Origin of the sequence: Pseudomonas sp. TAE6080 (genome assembly GCF_018732265.1) — a bacterium.
GTDB classification, from domain to species: domain Bacteria; phylum Pseudomonadota; class Gammaproteobacteria; order Pseudomonadales; family Pseudomonadaceae; genus Aquipseudomonas; species Aquipseudomonas brenneri.
The window spans coordinates 1-11,914 of sequence record NZ_JAHIDY010000022.1; the positions used below are offsets into that span (position 1 = coordinate 1).

Annotated in this window: 7 protein-coding genes; 5 read left to right on the forward strand and 2 right to left on the reverse strand. The window is 57.2% G+C overall.

What is annotated here, in order from left to right; all coding sequences use genetic code 11:
* Nucleotides 1–56 precede the first annotated feature (56 nt).
* Entirely contained in the window at nucleotides 57–2,408 is a 2,352-nt protein-coding gene (locus tag KL786_RS17095; protein WP_215518373.1) for a hypothetical protein, read from the reverse strand.
* Nucleotides 2,409–2,458: 50 nt separating this feature from the next.
* Nucleotides 2,459–3,376, reverse strand: coding sequence for a DMT family transporter (locus tag KL786_RS17100; protein ID WP_215518374.1), 918 nt, complete (start codon nucleotides 3,374–3,376; stop codon nucleotides 2,459–2,461).
* A 131-nt stretch (nucleotides 3,377–3,507) separates the two neighbouring features.
* Between KL786_RS17100 and KL786_RS17105 the strand changes: the two genes are divergently transcribed.
* From KL786_RS17105 to KL786_RS17125, 5 genes are all read left to right on the forward strand, one after another.
* Nucleotides 3,508–3,951 carry an Lrp/AsnC family transcriptional regulator gene (locus KL786_RS17105; RefSeq protein WP_032860318.1) on the forward strand — a complete coding sequence of 148 codons (444 nt, stop codon included), beginning with the start codon at nucleotides 3,508–3,510 and terminating at the stop codon, nucleotides 3,949–3,951.
* Nucleotides 3,952–4,032: 81 nt separating this feature from the next.
* Complete coding sequence (locus tag KL786_RS17110; protein ID WP_215518375.1) at nucleotides 4,033–7,914, forward strand: CHAT domain-containing protein; 3,882 nt, start codon at nucleotides 4,033–4,035, stop codon at nucleotides 7,912–7,914.
* The gene (locus KL786_RS17115; RefSeq protein ID WP_215518376.1) at nucleotides 7,907–9,139 is read left to right on the forward strand and encodes an alpha/beta hydrolase; all 1,233 of its coding nucleotides are present in this window, start codon (nucleotides 7,907–7,909) and stop codon (nucleotides 9,137–9,139) included. The genes KL786_RS17110 and KL786_RS17115 overlap by 8 nt, the downstream gene beginning before the upstream one ends.
* A gap of 359 nt (nucleotides 9,140–9,498) precedes the next feature.
* Entirely contained in the window at nucleotides 9,499–10,908 is a 1,410-nt protein-coding gene (locus KL786_RS17120; protein ID WP_215518377.1) for a circularly permuted type 2 ATP-grasp protein, read from the forward strand.
* Between the two features lie 2 nt (nucleotides 10,909–10,910).
* On the forward strand, nucleotides 10,911–11,861 hold the full coding sequence (locus KL786_RS17125) for an alpha-E domain-containing protein (RefSeq protein WP_029299950.1): 951 nt from the start codon (nucleotides 10,911–10,913) through the stop codon (nucleotides 11,859–11,861).
* Nucleotides 11,862–11,914 lie beyond the last annotated feature (53 nt).

An 11,914-nucleotide genomic window follows, 5' to 3' on the forward strand; every position in this document is an offset into this window, starting at 1 on the left:
CTGACAGTCACGACCTCAAATCCGGTAACTGTCAGATGAAGTCTGAGTTTCTACAGTTAACGAATAATCTCGTAGCCTGACTTTTCAAACTGTTTGACCACCTGATCTTGATATTTGACATTGAGCACATAGTCTCTTCCTTCTCCTGGATTGCCCAAGTGATGCTTGGTTTTAAATGAAGCATGCTCTGGATTAAGGGTCCTGGAATTCCACTTCAACCTTAACACGCCATCGGACCTCTTGATGCCAGAAAACCCAACGTAATCGCTTGGCCTTCCTTTAACTAAATGCACCATCGCCGCATGACCGGTAAGCTCCTTCTCAACCCCGCCAACATTGACCCTTACAAGATCGCCTATAGGCTCGGCGTGCTCAACACTCCCAATCATGTATCTCATACCTTTAGGTAAAGCCTTTTCTACCTCGGAGCCAGGATTCCCCAACAGCGTTGAGGGACCTATGTATATCTCTTTAGTATTAACGTTCATAATTCCGACAAATTGACGTGTGTTTTCCATTTGCTTAATTGTATTGAGTGACTCCATGCTCAACGCATTGTTTATACGACCAAATACCTGGCCTCCACCACTAACACCTCGTCTTAGCCAGAGACCGGCTTCATTTGGTTTGGCAACAATGCTGCTACTCACCAGTTTTGACGGATCTTGAGGGTCCGGTACACGCAGCAGGTAATGCACGCCGTCCCCAGCATCAGGCTTATTGGCAGCAAAATATTTGCTACCCGCAAACTCGACTTCTCGCATCCCCGAACCGATCGTGGGCAATGGCGCAGCATTCACCCTGAATTGCTCCCCGCCCTTTACTATTTTTTCGGAAACCTTTTCTGTCCATTTAAGGCCTTGTATCCCTCCCTCCCACTTAATCCCCGGCACGCCTGGACTGCGGGTAAAACCCAGCATGGTTTTAGCAAATTTGGAGAACTGAGGAAGGCTTGACTTAATGATCTGCGCTCCGCCTTTTAATAAGCCAGAAGCAACTTTTCCTACTGGAAGCATAAAAGAAAGAATATCGATCAATATTTTGCCAATGCCTTCTATTGGCCGTCCCGCAACAATAGCCTCGACACCCTGCCAAAAAGGAACAAAACCTTTCAAGAAGTCGCGACGACTCTCCCGACCTTCCCTAAATTTCTGATAATTCGCTCTATCGTCTTTCTCTTCCTGAGTCACTCGTCCCGGGTCCTCTTCTGCCATATACAAAAGGTCCAGGTCCTTAATATAGAATAGTTTTTCGGATAAGATGCTCGCGATATTATTGGATCGTTCCGAGGACAGTGTGTTCGGTGCAAGAGGTTCAGCAATGCCTGCGCTGGAGGCGGGAAATTCGCTTAAGGAATCTAAAGTATAGATTTTCGAGTTAAAGGGTGTGTTATCAGGTTGAACCCCCTGTTTCTGATCTGCTTTTGGTTGATATTGTTTCCCTTGAATCGAAGGCTTTTCCCAGACAGTAAAGTCTTTAGCATCGCTACCATCCGGCAATTGTTTTTTCCCGACGGCACTTGCACCCGTAAACACCCCCTTGAAGTCATCACGTCGACGCGCAGTTCCGAGCCCTGGATTAACTTCGTAGACCGTTGTTTTGCCGTCATGAAACGCCTTGATCAAAAAGCTGTCTCGCTCCAGATCGTCATTCGCCCCAGGTGGTTTGAGTGCATATAAGCCGACTTTACCGTGCTCTATGGCAATTCGATCCTCTACGGGCAACGTTGAAATCAGTTGTTTTATCAGCATGCCATACGCAGATTTTTTGCTTACCAGATCAGCCTTGAAATCGTCACCAAACTTCTGGTCGTCATAGAGAGCAACTGAGTACTTTTTATTATCTGGGTCGTCATGGCCCTTGATAGGTGACACCCACTGTGTACCCGTGAAGTAGTCTTTTCTCATAGGTACAGACGTAGTAAGGCTTGTAGCTGCTTTTGCCATATCCTCCATATGTTGATCGAGCGCTGATGTAGCGGTCTGTATCTCAGCTTGTGTATAGCTGTTTTTTTCCACAAGAATCCCGTTGGCTACAGCCCAGTCCAGTGTGGGCGCAACCCTTGTTGAAGCAATCAGAAGCGCTTGTTCGCCAGTAACGGACTCGGCGCTTTTTTTACCTGGAAAAGCGATCAACTCTGCCCGGGTCATCCGCTTGGAGGAACCAGGCTCAATCGCTTCGGCAAGATTGACACCATGCTGGTAGTTCACCCAAATCGCTGAACTCTTGGGTTGCCCCGCCGCAGTATCCTGTGATCCCGCAGAGGCGATGATGCTGCTGATCGCTTTAGGCTGTCCGGCTTCATGGGATCCCGATGCGCCCTGTACCAACCCCGCGGTCGAGGGATGCAGACCGGGAGGAGTAAGAGAGTTAACCTTCATCGCCATAGCCTCTTCAAGGTTAAACATGACCAAGCAGCGTAGGAATACGCAACCTGACCCCGTCACCTTGTGTGGCATTAGCGCAGGCGTTTGTTCCACCGTTGCACTCGACCATTGTGCTTCATGCGCCACCACCAGCCACGCTGCAACCCCGCCGCCGCCAGCAGAATCGCCGCCACGCCCAGCCACTGCACCCAGCCCAGGCGATGCCCGTACGCAATCCAGTCAACCAGAATCGCGGCAATGGGATAGATGAACGACAGCGCCCCGGTCATCGCCGTCGGCAGCTTTTGGATCGCGCCGTAAAGCAACACGTACATCAAGCCGGTATGCACCACGCCCAACGTCAACAGCACGGCCCAAGCTTCCACGGGGGCCGATAAACTCTGCCACGAGACCAGCGGCGCCAGCAGCACCGCGCCGGTACTCACTTGAATCAGGGCCATCAGGTGCGGTGGCACGGCCTTCAAGCGTTTGATGATCAGCGCCGCGATGGCATACAAAAACGCCGCCCCCGATGCCAGCGCCACACCCACAAGGTAATTCCCACCACTGCCTGGTTGTTCGCCATGGGCGGTGACAATGGCCAGCATTCCCACAAACGCCAGGCTGAGCCACGTCAGCTTTTGCAGCGTGATTTTTTCGCCGAGAAACACCGCGGCGAGCATCACCAGCATAAACGGTTGAACGTTGTAGACCGCCGTACTGATGGCGATGGAGGCCTTGTCATAGGAAGCAAACAACAATAGCCAGTTGCCGACGATGGCCACGCCGCTGAGCATCGCCCAGCCGAGTGTCGAGTAACTCAACAGTTCAACGCGCAGATAGCCCAGCAGCCAGCACACCAGCAACAGGGTCAAGGCACCTATCACACAGCGCCAGAACACCACCTCGATCACCGGCACGCCAGAGACCAATACAAACCAGCCGATCGTGCCGGAGATCAGCATCGCGCCGACCATTTCCCACGAACCGCGACGCATCAATTTGTCCATGAACAAGCTCCTCGGATGAGGCTTGATTATGGCAATCTGCGTTAATCCGCCTCCAGCCCTTCAAAAAGGCAAAAGCGCGTGATCACCTATTCTTATTAGGCAAGTTGGCCAATTTTCTTTTGGAGACCGCGATGATTGACCTGATCGACCAACAATTGATTGCAGCCTTGATGGACGACTCACGCTGCTCGCTAAAGACCCTGGCGGGCATTACCGGCCTGTCCTCGCCCAGCGTTGGTGAACGCCTGCGGCGCCTGGAAGAGCGCGGAGTCCTCAAGGGCTACACCGTGGATATCGACCCGAAACACTTTGGCTACCTGCTGCAAGCCATCGTGCGTATCCGTCCCCTGCCCGGCCAATTGCAGGAGGTGGAGCGGCAAATCCAGGCAATCGCGCAATTTACCGAATGCGACAAGGTGACCGGCGACGACTGCTTTATCGCACGCCTGCACGTGCGCACCATGGATCAGTTGGATACCTTGCTTGACCGTCTCAACGCCTATGCCGAAACCAACACCGCCATCGTCAAGAAAACCCCGGTCAAGCGCCGGCTGCCACCGTTGTCAGATGGATGATGGGGGATTTGCACTACGATGCCTGCGTCAGCTGTGCCATCATGTTGCAATTACGCTTAAGCCTCTTCACGGATGATCGGTTTGTCCAGTCAATTCAATTTGTTCATCACCGCGACGCCTACAAAAGACGTCATTGACTTCCATCTCCAGAACGAGCACGGGGGCCAAGTGGCCTACCACCAGGCGGATCTGCGCCAGATGGGAGCAAGCCTCAAGCGAAGCATGTTCGACCTGCGTGACTACCTTGATCAGTACGTTCCGGCAAGCGAGCAATCCTTAGCAATTGCTGACATTGGCGTGGCGATTGCCCAGCATTTGCTGGGCTCGCAGATTCTCGAAAAGCTCCAGCAAGGGCACCATCAACGGACACTGTGCGTGCACTTACCGCCTGTGGCCGAAGAACAGGACAGCCTGGCTGCCGCCATGGCCCGCGTCGCTTGGGAAGTTGCCCGGCCTGATACTCAATCGCTGTCATTGGGTGAACGTAACTTGCTGGTGCGTGTCACCCACAAAACTACTGCACATGTCCCCTTTTTGCCGGTCGTATTGGAAACCGACGAAGCCCTGCGCGTGCTGTTTATTTTCGCCGAGTCCCGTGGTTCGCACCCGTTGGGCGCGCGTATGGAAAGACGCGAATTACTGCGGATGTTCGAACACGATATTTATCCCAATCGCCGCGTCGTCGCGCATTTCCTGACCCATGGTGTCACCCGCCAACGGTTGATCGACCAAATCCAAGAACACAGTGGCTACCACATTGTTCATTGGAGTGGGCACGGCACACAGAACCAGTTGGAACTTGCCAGCCCTGGCGGCGCGAAGGACAGCATCAGTGGCGATGAGCTGGTGCGGCTGTTCAACGATGCCGGCGGCTTCCTGCCCAAGCTCGTGTTTCTAGGCGCGTGTCAGTCCGGGGACAGCCTGCAGCCACGTGGCTGGCGTGACTTTTTTAGCATCGCCCAAGGCAATGATCGGCCAATCAACACCAGCACTGGTCGTTCGCCAGGCGCCGCGGGCATCGCATATGCGCTGCTCAATGGCGGCATACCTTCGGTAGTGGCCATGCGATTTGCGGTGAACGACGACTACGCCCGTGAGCTGGCAGTCAGGTTCTATCGCGGTCTGCTTGCAGATGTGCGTCCAAAAGACGCGGCAGCGGCGCTCAACCAGGCGCGAAAAGAACTGGCCAACCGCGCCAACACGTTCGGTTTTTCCATGGGCGATCACGCCACAGCCGTGCTGTATGGCGTCGAACAACCTGGCCTTACTCTGATCACAGGCCTGAGTCCCGGTACCCGTGCTCAAAGTAACCGTCTGCACCAGATTGCCGAGTTGAGCAGTATCAGCCATGAACACTTTGTAGGTAGGACGTGGGAACTGGCTGATCTGGGCGCCGACTTCATCGGGGCGCGCCATGGGCCCGAAATCACCCCCGTGGCGATTATCACCGGCTTGGGCGGCATGGGCAAAAGCGCTCTGGTGGCAGAAGCACTTGAGTTGTGGGCCGATCGTTTCAAATGGGTCCTGCTCTACCAGGCCAAGCCCTCGGCGCTGTTGTTTGAGGCCACGCTGCTGGACATCCACTGCAAGCTGGACGCAGAGCTGGGCATCTACAACGACCATGTGGCAAGAAATCCTGCAGACAAGATCTATCGCGAGGCAACTCCCACATTCACCGGGAGCGAACGGGTTCAACGGCTGATCCGCAATTTGATCAGGGCCCTGCAGCACGAGCCTATCCTACTGGTTCTGGATAACTTCGAGACCAATCTCAAGCCTGCGTCCGAGCCTGTCGCCGGACAGCCCTTCTGGTCCTGCCAAGACCCAAGCTGGGATGACTGCCTCGCGGCGCTTTGCACCGGACTTGAGGGCTCACGCTCACGGGTATTGGTCACCTCGCGCCTGCCGCTGCGGACATTGGCAGGCAGCGCGGCGTCCTCGGTGTTGCTGGGGCCATTGCCGCCTCGCGAGGCAGCACTGTACCTGCGCGCCCACCCAGTGCTGAGCCAAATGGCAAATAGCAGCGATGAAACCGTCAGCTCATTGGCCATGCGATTGCTGAATGCCAGCCGGTTCCACCCGCTGTTGATGGATCGCCTGACGCGCCTGGCTGCAGATCCGACACTCCATGACCAGTTGCTGGCAGCCTTGGATACCCTGGAGAACACTGGCAATTTTGCGAGCCTGCCGGACCTCTTCGCCACGACCTGCGACAACCAGCAGGAGCGCAGTTACCTTGATAACGCGCTGACCGTATCGCTGGACCAGTTTATCCAGCACCTGAGCCCTGATCGGCGTCTGTTGCTATGGGTCGCCTCCCTGGCGAACGAAGTCGTCACCCTGGATTTGTTGAGGGCCGTCAGTACTGAGTTGAAGCTGCCTACAGGATCAACCCCGGGGGACATAGACCCGCTGCTGCGCACTCTGGTCAGCGTAGGCCTGATCTACCAGAATCCTCATCTGAGCTGTCATGAACTGGTTCGCGAGCGTATTCAAGCGTGGATGGAGCAATCTGTCGAAGATCGCGGCGGGCTGGACGCAAACGCTATCCGGCTTGCTTACGCGCGCCTGCTCAAAGGTTATTTCTTGGGTATGCGCCATAAAAATATGAACTCGGCGCTACAAGCAGGCAGCCAGGCCTTTATCTACTGTGTACAAGCCCAGGCGTGGGACGAAATGGAATATTTCGTCAGTAGCCTGGTGACCAGTGCCCTTGGCCCAAAAATGGTTGAGGCGTTGATTCCTCATCTGCAATCGGCTGTTGAATCAGTACCAGAAGATCACCAGCGCTGGTTTTTCCTGAACTGCCTGGCCGATGCTCTGAGAAAGGCTGGACGACTGGATGCCAGCTCGCAGACCTATCATCAGGTGGCAACCCTTGCCCGAGCAGCCACTGAAAGGCTCGACACCGATACTCAGGAGGCCTGGGGCAGGCTCGCGGTTGTGTGTTTCAACTGGGCAATCGTGTACTCCTTGCAGGGTAACTCCATCGCAGCCCGACAGTGCTATGTCGAAGGTAATGAAGCCGAAAAACGCAGCGGCCGCCCCCCCATCCACCTGATAGCCAACGAATTGCAGATGTTGCGCCTGGACGTCGGCATGGGTGACATCGAGCGAGCGGAACCCCAGGTGACAGAACGGGTTGAGCGTCTGACGACGTGGTGGGAGCGCCATTGTGCAGGCCTGCCGGTGCCTGAGGCACCCAACCCCGAGATGCTTGCGCGGGGGATCATCGGTGCACTACATATCTCCCTTCGTATCGACGCTGACAAAAGGGATTGGCCTTCAGCCCTGATCAAGGTTGATAAGGTGCTGGCTATCGAACAATCACTGTCCCGGTCACTGGAAGACATCGCGGAAACCCGGTTTGACAGAGCCAACATTCTGATACAGATGCCTGACCATCTGAATGAGGCGCGGACCGAACTGGAGCGCTGCAATCAGATCTTCCAGAATGTGCCTGCCATGCGAGCCAGGACGCTGACAGCCCTCGCCGGCCTGGCTGAAAAGCAAGGCGAAAGTGACCAGTCAATCGCCTTGGAAAAACGAGCGCTGGTTCTACACGAACAAGGTCCCAGCCCACACATCCGTGCGCGCTCCCATGGCAACCTGGCGACTTATCTTTCTCAGCGGGGCACCCCGGCGGACCTAGAGGCGCAGGCGCTTCATCGCACTGCCAGCCTCATTTACTGCGTTGAAACAGGGCCAGGGCAGGACTTTGTCGATGCCATACGCAATTATCTCTATGATTTCCGGAGTGCCGAGGCCGCTGACAGGGACACCCCACTACCCACTGTCGCTGAACTGCTGAATACCCCTGGTTTTTCAGCGCTGGGCCAGTGGCTGGCTACACGCCAGGTCAACCTGGATAAGCTTCAAGCCAAATTAGACGCCCTCATTGAAAAGTATCATTCAGTGATGTTGAGCCAACTCAACCCTTCCGAGCCCGCCCCTGATGCCTGAGACCTCCCGTGCGCTGCCCCTGGTCGATCTGCTCACAGAACTCGAAACCGCCGTGCAGTCCTGCAACCGCCCACGTGCGTTAGACCTTTTTCGTCAAATCGAACAACGCCTGTTGCAGGAAACCGCCGATTGCGCCGATATCGAGCGTCAGGTGCGCGCCTTGCGCTGTGCACTGGAGCACCCACCCCAAGTCACCAGGGTACTCACCTTCAACGACTTGCAGCAGCAACGCAGCGGTGGCGCCTCGGACCTGATCTACCCCGTCTGGTTCGGCACCAATCGCCAGCCGTTGGGCAAGGGTTTCTCGGGCCATCGTCACCCCCAGGTGACTTACGGCAGAGCACTGGTGCATGTCCCCGAAGCCCACCGTTTCGGCGAGACCGGTTCCAGCCTCTGGCTGCGTATGCGCCGCTTTGATTTACGCGACGACCGTTTGCGCCTGCAATGCGTAGACCCTATGGACCAAGACACATTCTTTAGTGAACTGCGCGATGAAATGGAGGCTGCCCGGGAAAGCGGCGAGACGCCCCATGCCCTGGTGTTTTTACATGGCTATAACACCAGCTTCGAGCAGGCCGCGATCCGCGCCGCGCAATTGGGGGTCGACCTCAATGTCAGCGGCGCGACGGCCTTTTTCAGCTGGCCATCCCGGGGTTCAGCCCTGGCCTATACCATCGACGAAGCCAGCATCGAAGCCAGCGAGGCGGCGATCACCGAGTTCCTGGTGAAGTTTTCCCGCGAGTGCGGCGCCGATAAGGTCCATATCATCGCCCACAGCATGGGCAATCGCGGCCTGCTGCGGGCGTTGCAGCGTATTGCCGGCAATGCGCAGACCCGTTCGACCGTGCGTTTCGGGCAAATTTTCCTGGCCGCCCCCGATGTTGATCGCGACCTGTTCCTTGACTTGTCCGCCCTGTACAGCGCCCATGCCGAACGGGTCACCCTGTATGCCTCGGATGCCGACAAGGCCGTGCACCTGTCAGCCAAGTTCCATGACTCACCGCGGGCCGGCTACTACAGTCCGTACACAATCACGGCAAATATCGACACCGTGGCCGTCCCGGATTTTGATGTGGACATGCTCGGCCATGGTTATTTCGCCCAGGCCGATGCCTTGCTCAGTGATATCCATAGCCTGATCCGCAATGACGCCGCGCCTGCTGAACGGCAACGCTTCATCCCCGCGCAATTCAACGGGCAGACGTTCTGGAGGTTCAGGCCCTGAAACCGTAATCACCCTCCGGGGTTATCCACCTGGATCCGGCACCATCCCATCGCCTGCACCGTTCTGGAGCAAGTACTACGCGCATCACGCACTGAACTTGCGCAGGCTGCTCCAGTAACGGGCTGATACACCGTGTAATCCCTACAAACACGGTTTCGGCACAGCCATTGCTTTACTCCTCAAACACCCTGCCTGCCCAGGTGAACACAGGAGCAAATGTTACCCCCCGACTCAGAGCCGACTCCAAAAGAAAGTAAGGACCCGGTCCGTTGGCGCCAAAAGCCACGGGCTCATAACAATGCGTTTTCTAAAGCGGCAGTGCCTGCAACCTTTCACCCGGCACTGACAAGGTAATTGGAATGGCTCGATCTTTCTTTGATGAAATGAATGACGCAAATGGCGTCTGCCGTGCGCACTACCAGGATTTTTCCCGCTGGCTGGCCAATACGCCACCGGAACTGCTGGCCCAGCGTCGCCGTGAGGCCGACCTGCTGTTCCACCGTGCCGGGATCACCTTCACCCTGTACGGTGACGAGCAAGACACCGAGCGCCTGATCCCCTTCGATATCATCCCGCGCAGCATCCCCGCCAGTGAGTGGAGCGTCATCGAGCGCGGCTGTATCCAGCGCGTCACTGCGCTGAACATGTTCCTCGCCGACATCTACCACGACCAGCGCATTATCAAGGCCGGGATCATTCCGGCCGATCAGGTTCTCGGCAATGAAGGCTATCAGAAGGCCATGGTCGGGCTGGACCTGCACCGCGATATCTATTCCCACATCTCCGGTGTCGACCTGGTGCGCGACGGCGATGGCACCTACTACGTGCTCGAAGACAATCTGCGCACGCCCAGCGGCGTGAGCTACATGCTCGAAGACCGCAAGATGATGATGCGCCTGTTCCCGGAAGTGTTTGCCAAGCAGCGCATCGCGCCGGTGGATCACTACCCCAACCTGCTGCTCAAGACCCTGAAAAGCGCCAGCCGCCTGGACAACCCCAATGTGGTGGTGCTGACCCCTGGGCGCTTTAACAGCGCGTTCTTCGAGCACGCGTTCCTGGCCCGGGAAATGGGGGTGGAACTGGTGGAAGGTGCCGACCTGTTCGTGCACGACCTCAAGGTGTTCATGCGTACCACTGACGGCCCGAAAGCCGTGGATGTGATCTACCGGCGTATCGACGACGCCTTCCTCGACCCGCAGGCCTTCAACCCCGAATCCATGCTCGGCGTTCCTGGCCTGGTGGCCGCCTACTGCGCCGGCAACGTGGTGCTGGCCAATGCCATCGGCACCGGCGTGGCCGACGACAAATCCATCTACCCCTACGTACCGCAGATGATCCGCTTCTACCTGGATGAAGAACCGGTGTTGCAAAACGTGCCGACGTTCCAGTGCCGCAAGCCCGAGGAACTGTCCCACGTACTGGCGCACTTGCCTGAGCTGGTGGTCAAGGAAACCCAGGGCTCCGGCGGCTACGGCATGCTGGTGGGGCCGGCCGCCTCGGCGGCTGAGATCGAGGACTTCCGTCAACGCATCAAGGCCCGCCCCCATGCCTATATCGCCCAGCCGACGCTAAGCCTGTCCACCTGCCCGACCTTTGTCGAAAACGGCATCGCGCCACGGCATATCGACCTGCGGCCTTTTGTGCTGTCGGGCAAGGAAACCCGCCTGGTGCCGGGAGGGCTAACCCGTGTGGCGCTGCGCGAAGGCTCATTGATCGTCAACTCGTCGCAAGGCGGCGGAACCAAGGACACCTGGGTGGTGGAGGGCTGAGTATGCTGAGTAGAACCGCCGCAGATCTGTATTGGATGTCACGTTACCTGGAGCGCGCGGAAAACCTGGCGCGCATGCTGGAAGTCAGCTATTCGCTGTCACTGATGCCCCAGGCGGGGCGCAGTGATGGCCTGGACGAACTGGCGATGTCGCTGCTCAGCAGTGGCACCCTGGACAGCTACCTGGAACGCCATCAACAACTGGACGCCGAGCGCATGCTGCACTTCTTCGCGCTCGACGAGGAAAACCCGGCCAGTATCTACAACTGCCTGCGTGCTGCCCGGGGTAATGCCCATGCCGTGCGTGGGCGGATCACCGCCGACATGTGGGAAAACCTCAACGCTACCTGGCTGGAAATGCGCAGCATCGCCGCTGGTGGCCTGGCGCGTCATGGCATCAGCCACTTTTGTGATTGGGTCAAGCAGCGTTCACACCTGTTCCGTGGGGCCACGTCCGGCACCATCATGCGCAACGATGCCTATCGCTTTATCCGCCTGGGCACCTTTGTCGAGCGTGCCGACAACACCCTGCGCCTGCTGGATGCGCGTTACGAAATGTTTGGCGAAGAGTCCGAAGAAGTCAGCGACCTCTCGGCCCGTGGCTACTACCAGTGGAGCGCCCTGCTCCGCGCCTTGTCGTCATTCGAGGCCTACACCGAGCTGTACCCCAATGCGCTGAACGCACGTTCGGTGTCGGAGTTGCTGCTGCTACGCAGCGACGTCCCGCGCTCGTTGCATGCGTGTATCGAGGAGTTGAGTCATATCCTCGCCGACCTGCCGGGCAGCTACGGCCGTACCGCCCAGCGCCTGGCTGCCGAGTTCGAGGCGCGGCTGCGTTATACCGGCATCGACGAGATCCTGGAGGAAGGCCTGCACAGCCGGCTGACCGAATTTATCGACACCGTGCGCGAACTGGCGCGGGCGATCCACAGCTCGTACCTGGAAGTCGTATAAAAGCCCCTGCTTTTTTGTAGGAGCGAGCTTGCTCGCGAAAAACCCAAGGTCGC